This is a genomic window from Streptomyces marianii (assembly GCF_005795905.1).
GTDB classification, from domain to species: Bacteria; Actinomycetota; Actinomycetes; order Streptomycetales; family Streptomycetaceae; genus Streptomyces; species Streptomyces marianii.
The window spans coordinates 7,997,768-8,011,753 of record NZ_VAWE01000001.1 but is presented as its reverse complement, the minus strand read 5'-3'; the positions used below and the strand labels follow the sequence as shown (position 1 = coordinate 8,011,753).

At 72.0% G+C, this 13,986-nt stretch carries 11 protein-coding genes and 2 pseudogenes; 5 read left to right on the top strand and 8 right to left on the bottom strand.

The features are described from left to right. Window positions 1-105: 105 nt before the first annotated feature. Window positions 106-708, bottom strand: coding sequence for a helix-turn-helix domain-containing protein (locus tag FEF34_RS36150; protein WP_407698373.1), 603 nt, complete (start codon window positions 706-708; stop codon window positions 106-108). Between the two features lie 168 nt (window positions 709-876). On the opposite strand from FEF34_RS36150, the pseudogene FEF34_RS36145 reads away from it, so the two are divergent. From FEF34_RS36145 to FEF34_RS41660, 5 genes and pseudogenes are all read left to right on the top strand, one after another. Next, a pseudogene (locus tag FEF34_RS36145) lies at window positions 877-1,488 on the top strand (alpha/beta fold hydrolase); the annotation flags it as partial. Between the two features lie 116 nt (window positions 1,489-1,604). Next, window positions 1,605-2,558 carry an IS481 family transposase gene (locus FEF34_RS36140; RefSeq protein ID WP_138056925.1) on the top strand — a complete coding sequence of 318 codons (954 nt, stop codon included), beginning with the start codon at window positions 1,605-1,607 and terminating at the stop codon, window positions 2,556-2,558. Next, window positions 2,558-2,935: pseudogene (locus tag FEF34_RS36135) on the top strand (alpha/beta fold hydrolase); the annotation flags it as partial. The gene FEF34_RS36140 and the pseudogene FEF34_RS36135, both read left to right, overlap by 1 nt. 360 nt (window positions 2,936-3,295) lie before the next feature. Then, the gene (locus FEF34_RS36130) at window positions 3,296-5,203 is read left to right on the top strand and encodes an N-acetylmuramoyl-L-alanine amidase (RefSeq protein WP_138056924.1); all 1,908 of its coding nucleotides are present in this window, start codon (window positions 3,296-3,298) and stop codon (window positions 5,201-5,203) included. A 140-nt stretch (window positions 5,204-5,343) separates the two neighbouring features. Then, window positions 5,344-7,608 carry a terpene synthase family protein gene (locus FEF34_RS41660; RefSeq protein ID WP_234042727.1) on the top strand — a complete coding sequence of 755 codons (2,265 nt, stop codon included), beginning with the start codon at window positions 5,344-5,346 and terminating at the stop codon, window positions 7,606-7,608. A gap of 259 nt (window positions 7,609-7,867) precedes the next feature. Here FEF34_RS41660 and FEF34_RS36120 read toward each other — a convergent pair whose 3' ends face one another. The 7 genes from FEF34_RS36120 to FEF34_RS36090 form a co-directional block, all read right to left on the bottom strand. Continuing rightward, entirely contained in the window at window positions 7,868-8,368 is a 501-nt protein-coding gene (locus FEF34_RS36120; protein WP_138056923.1) for a hypothetical protein, read from the bottom strand. Window positions 8,369-8,471: 103 nt separating this feature from the next. Further along, complete coding sequence (locus FEF34_RS36115) at window positions 8,472-8,870, bottom strand: ACT domain-containing protein (RefSeq protein ID WP_138056922.1); 399 nt, start codon at window positions 8,868-8,870, stop codon at window positions 8,472-8,474. A 176-nt stretch (window positions 8,871-9,046) separates the two neighbouring features. Continuing rightward, window positions 9,047-9,289 carry a DUF397 domain-containing protein gene (locus FEF34_RS36110; protein WP_138056921.1) on the bottom strand — a complete coding sequence of 81 codons (243 nt, stop codon included), beginning with the start codon at window positions 9,287-9,289 and terminating at the stop codon, window positions 9,047-9,049. Between the two features lie 213 nt (window positions 9,290-9,502). Next, entirely contained in the window at window positions 9,503-10,672 is a 1,170-nt protein-coding gene (locus FEF34_RS36105) for a thiolase domain-containing protein (RefSeq protein WP_171053224.1), read from the bottom strand. Then, entirely contained in the window at window positions 10,662-11,714 is a 1,053-nt protein-coding gene (locus FEF34_RS36100) for a thiolase domain-containing protein (RefSeq protein ID WP_138056920.1), read from the bottom strand. The genes FEF34_RS36105 and FEF34_RS36100 overlap by 11 nt, the downstream gene beginning before the upstream one ends. 2 nt (window positions 11,715-11,716) lie before the next feature. Next, window positions 11,717-12,739, bottom strand: coding sequence for a Zn-ribbon domain-containing OB-fold protein (locus FEF34_RS36095; protein WP_138056919.1), 1,023 nt, complete (start codon window positions 12,737-12,739; stop codon window positions 11,717-11,719). A 235-nt stretch (window positions 12,740-12,974) separates the two neighbouring features. After that, window positions 12,975-13,775, bottom strand: a complete 801-nt coding sequence (locus tag FEF34_RS36090) for a crotonase/enoyl-CoA hydratase family protein (RefSeq protein ID WP_138056918.1) — start codon at window positions 13,773-13,775, stop codon at window positions 12,975-12,977. Window positions 13,776-13,986 lie beyond the last annotated feature (211 nt).

Genomic DNA, 13,986 nt, shown 5'->3' with positions numbered 1-13,986 from the left:
TCGACAGCACCAGATGGGCTAACGCCCTCCGCCAGCGTGGCCGGCACACGCCCTCGCAACGATGACCGAGACAGGCGCGGATCGGCGCACCCTGCTGTTCCCAGCTCAAGGGCTGTTCGTGTCACCAGTCCCGCGACCAACTGCTGGAGGGGTGCGCAGCCGTAGACGTTCTCCCTGAGGCCCGAACATGATCAGATACTCGACCGGTCCGTCGGATCCGGCGTTCGCGACTCCGTGAAGGATGCGGGTGTCGAATTCGACGACGTCCCCGGCAGTCAGGACGAGGTCCTGGCTACCGAGTGCGAGCCACAACCGCCCGTACAGGACACACAGCCACTCGTAACCCTCGTGGGACACCTGCCGGGGCCGCCCGGGCGGCCTCTCGACGGCAGGCAGGACATGCTTGTGGGCGTGCAGGCCGCCGACGTACCGGGTCAGCGGCAACACCGCCTTGTCGTCGCCGAAGCTGTGCGGCGCCGTGCTGCGGGGCTCGGCCGCAGGGGCGGGTGCGGTGCCGACCAGTTCGTCCAGGGAGACTCCGAATTCCTTCGCCAGCTGTAGCACCACCTCCAGGGTGGGCTTGCGCCGGCTGGTCTCGATCCGCGACAGCGTACTGGGCGAGATGCCGGTTGCGCGGCTGACATCGGCGAGTGTGACGCCACGGCGCTCGCGCACGACCCGCAGCCGGGGCCCCATCACCGCCAGCATCTGCGCCACGTTGTCTCCTGCCACCGTCCCCGTTCCTTCTCGCTGTGCCGCTCACCGCCTTGGCCTGCAAGCTTGCCAGAATGGCAACGCTGATCGCGCGGAGTGGCCGCCGGGCCGCATGATCGATGGGTACCCCCGCGCCGCCCGCGAACCGAGGAGAAGTCGCCCATGCGATCCGAGCCGACCGCCGCACTCCGCCACCGCATCGTCGAGGCCCCGGCCGGGCGCCTGCACCTGGTCGAGCAGGGCTGCGGCCCGCTGGTCCTGCTCGTGCACGGCTTCCCCGAGTCCTGGTACTCCTGGCGCCGCCAGCTCCCGGTCCTCGCCGCGGCCGGGTACCGGGCGGTGGCGATCGACGTACGTGGCTACGGCCGCTCCTCCAAGCCCGCCGCGACCGACGCCTATCGGATGCTCGACCTGGTGGAGGACAACGTCGCCGTAGTGCGTGCCCTCGGCGAGGAAAGCGCGGTGGTCGTCGGCCACGACTGGGGCTCCAACATCGCCGCTGCCTCCGCCCTGCTCCACCCCGGAGTCTTCCGCGCGGTCGGCTTGCTGAGCGTCCCGTACGCGCCGCCCGGCGGCCCCCGCCCCACCGACATCTTCGGCCGGATCGGCGGCCCCGAGCAGGAGTTCTACGTCTCCTACTTCCAGGAGCCCGGCCGCGCCGAGGTGGAGATCGAGCCCGATGTCCGGGGCTGGCTCGCGGGCTTCTACGCGGCCCTGTCCGCCGACACCATGCCAGCCGAGGGCGAGCCCGACCCGCACTTCATCGCCCTAGGTGTTCTGTCCCGGGAGGTTGTGGACGGTGAGGCAGATCTCGGCTGAGGGATCTTGAACGGGTGAGGGCCTTCCGGTTCGGTGTGGATTGCGACGTCTACACCAACAGAAAGGCCCTCGTGCCCCACCGTAATGCACCCCTGACCGAGACCGGGCGGCTACGCCTGGCCCGCTGCGTGGTCGAGGACGGCTGGCCCCTGCGCCGGGCCGCCGAACGCTTCCAGGTCTCGCCCACAACCGCCCAGCGGTGGGCCGACCGCTACCGGGCCCTGGGCGAGGCCGGGATGGCCGACCACTCCTCCCGACCGCATCGCAGTCCCCGCCGGACACCGACCCGGACCGAACGCCGGATCATCAAGGTCCGCCTCGCCCGCCGGTGGGGCCCGGCCCGCATCGCGCACCTGCTGGGCCTCGTGCCCTCGACCGTGCACCGAGTCCTCGTCCGCTACCGCCTGGCCCGGCTCACCCACCTGGACCGGGCCACCGGCCGCGTCATACGCCGCTACGAATGGGACCGCCCGGGCGAGCTGGTCCACGTGGACATCAAAAAGCTCGGCAACATCCCCGACGGCGGCGGCCACAAAACCCTCGGCCGCCAAGCCGGACGCAAGAACCGCAAGAACGCCGGCTACAGCTACGTCCACACCGCGGTCGACGACCACTCCCGCCTCGCCTACAGCGAGATCCACCCGGACGAGAAGAAGGAGACCGCCACCGCCTTCTGGACCCGCGCCCACGCCTTCTTCACCAGCGTCGGGATCACCGTCGAGCGCGTACTGACCGACAACGGCGCCTGCTACAAGTCGCACACCTGGCGCGATGCACTCGCCGACGCAGGGATCACTCACAAGCGAACCCGGCCCTACCGGCCGCAGACCAACGGCAAGGTCGAACGCCTCAACCGCACCCTGCTCGACGAATGGGCCTACGCAAAGCCCTACCGATCAGAACAGGAACGACGCGACGCCTTCCCCACATGGCTGCACACCTACAATCACCACCGCGGACACACCGCGCTGAAGGGCCAGCCACCCGCCAGCCGCGTTCCTAACCTCTCAGGGCAATACACCTAGGCTGTCACATGCGCGACCGTTTCCCCGCCGGTCCGCTCCCGTCCTGGTTGAGCGAGGAGGACCTCGACGTTTACGCCGGGGAGTTCGAGCGTACGGGTCTGACCGGCGCCCTCAACCGCTACCGCAACATGGACCGCGACTGGGAAGACCTCGCCCCCCACTGCGGATCCCCCATCAAACAGCCCGCCTTGTTCGTCGGCGGCGCACTGGACGCCTCCACCACCTGGATGGCCGATGCCATCGACGCCTACCCCATCACCCTCCCCGCCCTGTCCGCCTCCCACCTCCTGGGCGGCTGCGGCCACTGGGTCCAGCAGGAACGCCCCGACGAGGTCAACAGCCTGCTGATCGACTGGCTCGCCACTATTCAGGGCTGAACCCGGCGGGCTACCGCGGGCGGGCCGCGCAGAGGCAGCGCATGGCGGTGTGCTCGGTGATGCCGAACAGTCACACCGCACGTACTCCACTGACAACAAGCGTGCCTACGTGACAACTACCGTGCTTCAGCTCATGCCCCAGCTCACCGCGTCACCACGTGAGACATCCTCTTAGCGTTGTTTTTTCGGCGAGAACTACTGGGACCCCGTGACATGGACTTCCTTACCGCTGAGCCTCGTTGACGGATCGTCCGGGAGCCGCTACCCCTGTACGGGTCGCTCGCGCACCATCCGTCACTGGAGGCTGCATTGCAGGCATCCGCCCCGGCACGACCGAGACATGCTCGCAGACGGGGGGTGGTGGTCGCGGCACTGCTGCTGACCCTGGCCTCGGCCGCTCCGTCCGCCGTCGCGGAGCCGGCCGCGCCGTCCGACGAACTCCAGCGAGCCTTCGCCGCCGCCGCCGCCGAGTACCGGGTGCCGCAGAGCGTGCTGCTCGGCGTCTCCTACCTCCAGTCGCGCTGGGACGGGCACGGCGGTGCCCCGAGCGTCACGGGCGGTTACGGGCCGATGCACCTCACCGACGCCGCGACGGCCCTGGCCGAGGCCCCTCACCATGCGCACGGCGTGGAGGACGCCCGTGGCGACGCGGCCCGCGCTCCCCGGACGGGCGACGGCGCCACGCTCGCGGAGCGCGCAGCACTGCCGGCCCGGCTGCGGACCCTGGAACGGGCCGCGGACCTCACCGGTATCCCCGCCGAACGGCTGCGCACGGACACGGCCGCGAACGTCCGGGGCGGCGCGGCACTGCTCGCCGACGCCCAGCGGAAACTGGGCCGGGCGCCCGGCGGCGGCGCGGCGGACTGGTACGCGGCGGTCGCCCGGTTCTCGGGCGCCGATGACACGGCCACCGCGACGACGTACGCCGACGACGTGTTCGACGTCATCCGCACGGGCCGGCGGCGGACCACGGACAGCGGCCAGCGGGTGTCCCTGCCGGCCGGCGAGGGGCTGCGTCCCGACAGGTCGGGCCTGGCCCGCCTGGGGCTTCGCACCGCGGACCGGACGCTCACGGAGTGTCCGGTGACCGTGGCGTGCGAGTGGATCCCCGCGCCTTACGAGCAGTTCGGCGAGGGCGACTACGGCAACCACGACAAGGCGGACCGGCCCGCGTCGCAGTCGGTGGAGTACATCGTCATCCATGACACCGAGGCGACCTGGGAGACCACCCTCCGCCTGGTCCAGGACCCGGAGTACGTGTCCTGGCAGTACTCGCTGCGGTCGTCGGACGGGCATGTCGCCCAGCATCTGCGGCTGGAGGACGTCGGCTGGCACGCCGGCAACTGGTACGTCAACGCCAAGTCGGTCGGGCTGGAGCACGAGGGCTTCCTCGTCAGCCCCGACGCCTGGTACACGGAGGCGATGTACCGCAGCTCCGCCCGGCTGGTGCGCCACCTCGCCAAGCGGTACGGCATCCCGCTGGACCGGCAGCACATCATCGGGCACGACAACGTGCCGGGCACGCTGCCCTCGACCATCCCGGGCATGCACACCGACCCGGGGCCGTTCTGGGACTGGGCGCACTACTTCACGCTGCTGGGACGGCCGTTCGCACCGACCGCGGGTCCTGGCGCGTCCGCGGTGACGATCCGTCCCGACTACGACCGGCACCGGCCGGTGTACACGGGCTGTGTGAAGGCGGGCGACACCTGCGCTCCGCACGGTTCGGGTGCGGTCCGGCTGCACACCGCGCCGGACGCCTCGGCGCCGCTGGTCAGGGACATCGGACTGCGGCCGGGCGGCGGCGAGTCGACGACGGGTGTCAACGACACCGGCGCGCGGGCCACGACGGGGCAGCAGTACGCGGTCGCGGAGCGCCGCGGTGACTGGACGGGCATCTGGTACCTGGGCCAGAAGGCCTGGTTCCACAACCCGCGTACCCGGCCGACCGCGGTGGGCGCGCGCGCCGTGCTCGTCACCCCGCGCGAGGGCCTGGCGGAGGTCCCGGTCTACGGCCGCGCCTATCCGGAGGCGTCGGCGTACCCGGCGGGTGTACCGGTGCAGGCGGTGACGCCGCTGCCGTACAGACTGCTCGAAGGACAGAGCTACGTGACCGGTGGCAGCACGCCGGGCGAGTACTACTGGGCGACGACGTTCGACACGTCGCAGCACACCGTGGTGCGCGGCGACGAGCGTTACCACCAGATCCAGTTCGGGCACCGGGTCGCCTTCGTGAAGGCCTCCGACGTGCGGGTCGTGCACCGGTAGCGGGGCGGCGCGCGACCGGTTCATCCGGACGGGTGATCATCGGGGCCGCGTGCTCCGGAGAGGGGACGGGTAGGGCTCGCCCGTACGCCGACCGGTCCGCGCGGCTCGCGCGCGGACGCTCACCGAAAGGCCGGGCACGTATGGCACAGCCCTTCGAACTGCCGGATTTCTACGTACCGTATCCGGCCCGACTCAACCCGCACGTCGACGCGGCACGCCGGCACACCCGTGAGTGGGCGCACCGTATGGGGATGCTGGAGGGGTCGGGGATCTGGGAGCTCGAGGACCTGGAGGCGCACGACTACGCCCTGTTGTGCGCCTACACCCATCCGGACTGCTCGGCGGAGGCGCTCTCGCTGGTCACCGACTGGTACGTGTGGGTGTTCTTCTTCGACGACCACTTCCTGGAGGTCTACAAGCGCACGGGCGACACGGCCGGAGGCAAGGACTATCTGGACCGGCTCCCCGCGTTCATGCCACTGGATCCGGAGCAGGGCGTCCCGGAGCCGACCAACCAGGTGGAGGCGGGACTCGCCGACCTGTGGGCGCGGACTGTGCCGAGCATGTCCGCGGCGTGGCGGGCCCGGTTCGCCGAGGCGACGGAGCACCTGCTCAACGAGTCGCTGTGGGAGCTGCACAACATCAACCGGGGCCGGATCGCCAACCCGGTCGAGTACGTCGAGATGCGGCGCAAGGTCGGCGGTGCGCCGTGGTCGGCGGGGCTCGTCGAGTTCGCGGCGGGCGCTGAGGTCCCCGAGCGGGTCGCCGGCTCGCGGCCGATGCGGGTGCTGAGGGACGCGTTCTCCGACGCGGTTCATCTGCGCAACGACCTGTTCTCGTACGAGCGGGAGGTCGGCGACGAGGGCGAGAACAGCAACGGCGTGCTGGTGCTGGAGACCTTCCTCGGCTGCTCGACGCAGGAGGCGGCCGACGCGGTCAACGACCTGCTGACGTCACGGCTGCAGCAGTTCGAGAACACCGCGCTCACCGAGGTCCCGGCGCTCTGCGTGGAGACCGGGCTGGACCCGGCGGAGTGCGCGGCGGTCGCCGCGTACACCAAGGGCCTGCAGGACTGGCAGTCCGGCGGGCACGAGTGGCATCTGCGTTCCAGCCGCTACATGAACAAGGGCGCGGTGGCGGGGCCTTCGCTGTTCGACGGGGTGCTGGGGACGTCGGCCCTGGACGTGAGGACGCTGTTCGGCCGGCCGGCGGTGTCCCGGCTGCGCGGACTGACGCACGTACCGCACCGGCCGACGGGGCCGTCGCTGCTGCCCGAGTTCGACTGCCCGTTCCCCCTGACGCTCAGCCCGCACCATGAGGAGGCGCTGGCCAGGTCGGTCGCCTGGGCGAAGCGGATGGGGCTGCTCGGGGACATCTGGGACGAGGAGATGCTCACCGGCTTCGACTTCGCCCTCTGCGCGGCCGGCCTCGACCCGGACGCCACGCCCGAGGAGCTGGAGCTCAGCACGGAGTGGCTGACATGGGGCACGTACGGGGACGACTACTACCCGCTGGTGTTCGGCCGCCCCCGCGATCTCCTCGGCGCGAAGGCGTGCACGGACCGGCTGACGGCCTGTATGCCGCTCGACGACCCGGGGTCGGGCGCGGCGGTGGCGGAGAGCCCGATGGAGCGGTCGCTCGCGGACCTCTGGGCACGGACGGCGGGGCCGATGGGCCCCGAGGCGCGGGCGGGGCTGCGGCGTGCGCTGGACGTGATGCTGGAGAGCTGGCTGTGGGAGCTGCACAACCAGGCGCAGCACCGGGTGCCCGACCCCGTGGACTACATGGAGATGCGGCGCAGCACCTTCGGGTCGGACCTCACGATGTTGCTGTGCCGGCTGCGGCACGAGGGGGAGCTGCCGCCGGAGATCCACGGCACGGGGACGATGCGGAGCCTGGAGAACGCGGCGTCGGACTACGCCTGCCTGGTCAACGACCTCTTCTCGTACCAGAAGGAGATCGAGGTCGAGGGCGAGCTGCACAACGGCGTTCTCGTGGTGCAGAACTTCTTCGGCTGCGGCTACGGGGCCGCCGTCGCGATCGTGGACGATCTGATGCGGTCGAGGCTGAGCCAGTTCCTGCACATCAAGGAGAATGAACTCCCTCTGCTGCACGAGCGGTTCGCGCTGGACTCCCGGGGCAGGGCGGCGCTGGACTCCTATGTGCGGGAACTGGAGGACTGGCTCGCGGGCATCCTGAACTGGCACCGGAAGGCGCGCCGTTACGGGGCGGAGGACGTGCGGTCGGGCGCGGGCTCGGCGTTGTGCCTCGACGGGCCCCTGGCACTGGGGATGTCGGCGGCGAGAGTCGTCGACCTGCTCCGGACGGGTGCGGGGCCGGGGGCGTCGGTGAGCACCGGCACGGGATCGCACTCCGGCGCGGCGGCGGTTGCCGTGCGGCTCTGACCGGGGTGCCGGGAGGCTGGTGTCCGCTCGGGAACGTCCCGCGCGGCGGCGGGGACCGGGGGCGGCCGGGCTGTCGTACGGTCCCGCGGCAGGGGGCGTGGGACCGTACGGGGCCGGGCGGTGCGGAGAGGGGCCGCGGGGACGAGGGCGCGCGGGCATGACCCGAGTCGGACCGGGTTCACCGACGTCGGCGGGCTCCGACCGGTGCCTGGCGGGGTCCGCCCCGTCCGCGGGGTCGCGGCGGCGGGTGCCCGGAGGGTCAGCCCTGCTGGAAGAGTTCCGCGGGCAGCGGCTTGAGGAGGGCGTACAGATCGTCGGTGATCGGCCGGTCCCAGCTGGCGATGGTGACGAGGACGTTGTCACTGCGGTCGAACTGCACGCAGGAGATCCGGCCGTCGGAGAGCTTGATCCTGCGCACGATCAGCAGATTGTCGCCCTGCATCACGGGGACGTCCTCGGTGCCGACGACCGTGACGTCCTCGTCGTTCTCCAGTGCCGCGAGCAGCTGGGCGACCTCGAACGGGGCCTCCCCTTCGGCGACCTCGCGGGCCGGCGAGCCCTCCGGCAGATTGCCGATGATCATCGCGGGGCCCCGGCCTCCGAACAGGTCGTAGCGCAGGAAGACGCCCTGGCAGCTGCCGTCGGGCGCGGGCAGCAGCCCGGCGCCGAGGTTGCCGGGCCAGTCCCCCGGGTCCATGGCCAGGACGTCGAAGTCCGGGCCCGCGGGAGTGGCGGCGCTGCGGCGGCGGAGGAAGGACATGCCGACATGGTACGTGTCCCGCAGGCCGTGCCGCCGACCGGGCGCTCCCGTGCGCGACACGCCGGAACGGGGCGGACGGCCGGTCGCACCGGGGCCCGCGGGCTCAGCCGGCGCGTGCCGCCAGCTCCCGCAGGAGGGTGATGGACTCGTCCACGCGTTCGTACGGCACGAACAGGTGGTCGTGGTGGTGGCCGGCGACGACGTTGCAGCTGATGCCCGCTTCGGCCAGGGCGGTGGCGACGGCGGCGGTGAGCCCGACGGCGTCGAGTGCGGAGTGCACGCGGAGGGTGATCCAGCCGGCTACGTAGTCGTAGACCAGCCCTGCGGCGTCGGCCTCCTCCTCGCGTACGACGAGGGTCAGGCCCTCGTCCTCGGCGACGGTGGCCACGGGGGCGAGGCCGGGCGGCGGCGCACCGGTGACGGTGGTGAAGACGTAGCGGCCGGGGTTCGGTTCGGGACGCATACCGGTCAGCAGACGGCCGAGGTCACGTTCTGGGCTCATGATCGTCAGCCTAGACCGTGCGGGCGGGTGCCCCTCTTCCCATCGATGCGCCCCTCACCAACGCAACCCGAGCACGCAGGTTCAAGAGTTCTCGAGACGTTTGCCTTTCATTCGAAGGCCGGCGTCCAAGGTGGCGGCCCAGCGCGCCTCGCACACGGGCCGCCGCCGGAGGCATGTCAGGTGAGGTCGAACTCCCCGTGCCGGGCGTTCATGACGAAGGCGCGCCACTCGGCCGGGCTGAAGATCAGTGACGGGCTGCCGGGACGGCCGCCGTTCCTCATCGCGATGAAGCCCTCGACGAAGGCGATCTGGACGTCACCCGCCCCCTGGCTCCCCGACTGCCAGTCCGCCCGGCTGAGGTCGAGCTCCGGCTTGTTCCAACCCGAAAGCGGCTGCTCCGTGGTGATGCTCTCGCCCACGTCCCTACTCCTCCCGGTTCGTCGTCCGGGGTCAGCGTAGCGATCGGGGCCGGTCGCGGACAGGCCGCCGCAGGAGGACTCGCGGCCGCTTCCGGAATGCCGGCCGGGGCCGCTCGCGGGGCCCCGCCTCCGCGGGCCCGGCCGCCCCGGTGTGCGCAGGCGCCGCCCTCCCTCGTGCCCCGGTGGGCGACCGCGCCCACCGGGGCACGGAGTTCAGGTCGCCGGAGGCTCGGCGCCCACCAGCCACATGGAGAAGAACTGCGAGCCCCCGCCGTAGGCGTGGCCGAGGGCCATCCGCGCCCCCTCCACCTGGTGCGCACCCGCCCGGCCCCGTACCTGGAGGGCCGCCTCGGCGAAGCGGATCATCCCCGAAGCACCGATGGGGTTGGTGGACAGCACCCCGCCGGACGGGTTCACCGGCAGGTCGCCGTCCAGTTCCGTGACGCCGGACTCGGTGAGCTTCCAGCCCTCGCCCTCCGCCGCGAAGCCCAGGTTCTCCAGCCACATCGGCTCGTACCAGGAGAAGGGCACGTACATCTCCACGGCGTCGATCTCGCGGCGCGGGTCGGTGATGCCCGCCTGCCGGTAGACGTCGGCGGCGCAGTCCTTCCCGGCCTGCGGGGACACGAAGTCCTTTCCCGCGAACAGCGTCGGTTCGCTGCGCATCGCACCGCCGTGCACCCAGGCCGGGCGGTGCGGCGAACGGGCGGCTCCGGCCCGGTCGGTGAGGACCATCGCACAGGCGCCGTCGGAGGACGGGCAGGTCTCCGAGTACCGGATCGGGTCCCAGAGCATCGGCGAGGACTGCACCTTCTCCAGGGTGATGCCGTGCTCGTGGAGGTGGGCGTACGGGTTCTTCAGCGCATTGCGGCGGTCCTTGTACGCGACCAGGGAGCCCACGGTCTGGGGTGCGCCGCTGCGGCGCATGTACGCACGTACGTGCGGGGCGAAGAACCCGCCCGCGCCGGCGAGGAGCGGCTGCTGGAACGGGACGGGCAGCGACAGGCCCCACATCGCGTTCGATTCGGACTGTTTCTCGAAGGCGAGGGTGAGCACCGTCCGGTGGACACGGGCCGCCACGAGGTTGGCGGCGACCAGCGCCGTCGATCCGCCGACCGAGCCCGCCGTGTGCACGCGCAGCATCGGCTTGCCGACGGCGCCGAGGGCGTCGGCCAGGTACAGCTCCGGCATCATCACGCCCTCGAAGAAGTCGGGGGCCTTGCCGATGACGACGGCGTCGACGTCGACCCAGCCGAGTCCGGCGTCGTCGAGGGCCCGCCGCGCGGCCTCACGGACGAGCCCGGCGATCGACACGTCGCGGCGGGCCGCGACGTGCTTGGTCTGGCCGACGCCGACGACGGCCACGGGTTCCTCAGCGGGCATGCGGCTCTCCTTCGAGGACGGCGACCAGGTTCTGCTGTAGGCAGGGGCCGGAGGTGGCGTGGGCGAGGGCGCGGTCGGAGGCACCCCGGTGGACGGCGGCGGCGGCCTCGCCGATGCGGATCAGGCCCGCCGCCATGACGGGATTGGCCGCGAGGGCGCCGCCCGAGGCATTGATCCGCACGGAGCCGCCGAGACGCAGCGCCTTGCGCAGCACGACCTCCTGGGAGGTGAACGGGGCGTGGAGTTCGGCGGTGTCCACGGGCCGCTCGAAGGCTCCGGCCCCTTCGGCGGCGAGCCGGGTCGAGGGCGAGTCGGTGAGATCGCGCACCCCGAGGGAGTGCGGTTCGATGCGGTGGTCCATGCCCCGGATCCAGGCGGGGCGGTCACACAGTTCCCGCGCCCTGTCCCCGGCGGCGAGGACCACCGCGGCCGCGCCGTCGCCGACGGGTGGGCAGTCGCCGGTGCGCAGGGGCCGGACGACGTAGTCGCCCTGCGCGCGGGCCCCGCGGAGCTGGGCGTGCGGGTTGTCCGCGGCGTCGGTCCTGCTGCGTGCCGCGATCGCGGCCAGGGCCGGCTCGTCCGTCTCCCCCGCGTCGACGAGCGCCTGGGCCTGCAGGGCGGCGAGGGCCACCGAGTCGGGCCAGAGCGGGGCGAGGTAGTAGGGGTCGAGCTGGCGGGTGAGGACGTCGCGGACGGAGCCGGGCGAGGACTTGCCCCAGGCGTAGACGAGGGCCGTGTCCGCCTCGCCGGTGAGGAGTTCGACCCAGGCCTCGTACAGCGCCCAGGCACCGTCCGTCTCCACGTGCGACTCGGCTATGGGCGGCCAGGCGCCCACGCCGTCGAGCGCCATCGTGAAGGAGAACGCCCGGCCGGCGAGGTAGTCGGAGGAGCCGGAGCAGGTGAAGCCGATGTCACCGGTGCGCAGCCCGGTGCGTCCGAGGACGTCGTGGAGCACGGGCATGAGCATCTCGACCTCGGAGATCTCCTCGCTGCCGCGTACGTGGTCGGTCTGGGAGAAGGCGACGATCGCGACGTCTCGCATGGCTACAGCAGCTCCTTGTAGGTGTCGTAGTCCGCGTCGGGTTCGCCGGTGGGCCGGTAGTGGTCGGGGTGCCGGCCGTCCTCGGTCCACACCGGTTCGACGCGCAGGCCCATGCGCACCTGGTCGTAGGGGATGCCCCCGATGCGGCCGTGGAGCGCGAGGCCGGCACCGTCGAGGGCGATGTGCGCGTACACGTACGGGACGTCGATGTCGAGGTTCTTCGCCTTGATGTTGACGATGCAGAACGTGGTGACGGTGCCGCGGGGACCGACCTCGACCTGTTCGGAGGTCGCGATGCCGCACGTCGGGCAGGCGCCCCTCGGCGGTACGTACACCTTGCGGCAGGAAGGGCAGCGCTCGCCGGTGGTGCGGCGCTCCGCGAGGGCGTTGATGAAGCGGGTCTGGGCACGCCCGGGCGTGTAGGTGTAGTCGAGCCGGGCCGGGGCGACGATGCCGGTGACGGGGTCGTCGAACTCCCCGCTGTGGAGGCGGGGTTCGGCTGCGGCGCGCCTCTCGGTACCGGATGTCGCCGGGGTCGGTTCCCGCTGGCCGCGGTCCTCGCACCGTTCGAAGCAGGCGATGTCCGTGATGGCTCCCGCACGCTCGGCGGCCCAGCGGACGCGGACCCGCATTCCGGTGCGCACGGCGTCGGGGCCGGGCGCGTCGAGGGCGTGGAGGAGGGCCGTGTCGGCGCCGTCGAGCCTCACCAGCACCCAGGCGAAGGGGGTGGCGAGGGGCTGGCCCCGGCGCGGTTCCGGGTTCCAGGCCCAGGTGGTGACGGTGCCGGCGGTGCCGACCTCGACGAGTTCGCGTAGCTCCTCGGCGTTCTCGGGGTCGTACTCCACCGGCGGGACGAGAACCCGGCCGCCGGTGGTCCTGACACCGAGCACGGTACGTTCGCGCAGTCCGGTCAGGAAGGCGGACTGCACGGGGCCGAGGGAGCGGGTGAACGGGAACTCGACGGTGAGCGGGGCGCGCAGCACCTCCGGTGCGGGGGGCACCCGGGATGCGGGGGTGGCGGTCATGGGACTCCTTCTGCCGGTTGCGTACGGAGGGCCCTGCGGGTCCCCGGGGTGCCGTGGTGCTCCCGTGCGGACCGCCCCGGAGTCCGGCTGCCCGGGCGCGGGGCGGCGGTATCCGGCGGTCGGTCCGCCGAACGGCCCGTCGGGCGGGCGGCCAGGCGCACGGGCAATCAGGCGGGCAGGCGGGCAGGCGGGCAGGCAGGCGCACGGTCAATCAGGCGGTCAGGCGGTCAGGCGGTCAGGCCCGGCGGTACACGGGGTCGCGCTTCTCGGCGAAGGCGCGGGCACCCTCCTTCGCGTCGGCGGTGTCGAAGACCGGCCAGCCGCGCTTCAGTTCTGCCGCGAGCCCTTCGGTCTCCGTCATCTCGGCCGTCTCGTAGACGGACGCCTTCACCGCCTCGACGGCGAGCGGCCCGCAGGCGTTGATCCTTTCGGCGGTCTCGAGGGCCCGCTCCAGCGCCGTGCCGTCGGGGACGACGCTGCCGACGAGGCCGATGCGCTCCGCCTCGGCTGCGCTGTAGGGACGGCCGGTGAGCAGCATCTCGAGGGCGTGGGTGCGCGGGATCTGACGCTGGAGCCGCACGGTCGAACCGCCGATGGGGAAGAGTCCTCTGCGGACTTCGAACAGCCCGAACACGGCGCTCTGCGCGGCGACCCGGATGTCCGTGCCCTGGAGGATCTCGGTACCGCCGGCGACGCAGGGCCCCTCGACCGCGGCGACGACCGGCTTGCGGGGGCGGTGGTGGCGGAGCATGGCCTTCCAGTGGAGGTCGGGGTCGGCCCTGAGCCGGTCGCGGTACTCCTCGCCCGCCATGCCCTTCCCGGCCAGGGCCTTGAGGTCCATTCCGGCGCAGAACGAGCCGCCCGCGCCGGTCAGGACGACCGAGCGGACGCCGTCGTCCGCGTCGGCCTCCAGCCAGGCGTCGTACAGCCCGACCAGCATGGGCAGCGACAGCGCGTTCCTGGCCTCCGGTCTGTTCAGCGTGAGCACCAGAGTGGCGCCTTCGCGCTGCACGGTGAGGTGTTCCGTACCCGTCATGGCCGTCCTCCCGTCTCAAGACCTAGGGCGTGTTGCGAAAGTCCCTCCTGGCCCGCGACGCCTGGCACGCACGCTCGCTGCGTTGTCGGAGTCATCCAAGTACGCCCAGTACGAGGATGATCCTCCGCCTTGCGATCTTCCCCTCGGCCCGGAGGGCCTGGGGAGACCCCATGCACCAGACGCCGCAGGCCCCGCCCTGCGGGCGGACGGA